Annotated in this window: 1 pseudogene; it reads right to left on the minus strand. The window is 43.2% G+C overall.

The features are described 5' to 3' along the window. Positions 1 to 410 (minus strand): annotated as a pseudogene (locus AC2JF9_RS09955) (carbon starvation CstA family protein); the annotation flags it as partial.

Here is a 410-nt window from a genome sequence, read left to right on the forward strand (position 1 = left end):
CCCTTGTACCAGCGTCAATGGCAGTTAAGATAAACACCGCTTCAAACATAATGACAAACTGGAAGAAGTAAGAAGCAAGCTTGCTGAACCATGGAATTTCTGTAAAAATGTAAGTCATCCCAACGGCTAACGTTACCGCCCCGCCTGTCCTACCTTCCAAATTCAATCCGATCTCACGAGACAATTCAGGTAAATTAACAACGTTCATCCCCCAATGTTTTAAAAACTTCCGGTGTTGAGTTGATTGCGAAATAATCACCAGGCTGAAGGGAAGTGGCAGCAATTAAAGCCATAATTGCAACGATCGTTTCAACGAGCATCCCGCCAAAACCAACAATTTTAATATCACTCCAGCGGTCAAGCATTTTTGGAGTTGTACCGGAACCTACGAAAGCATGGAACCCTGATAT

Source organism: Lactobacillus sp. C449L (genome assembly GCF_059900815.1).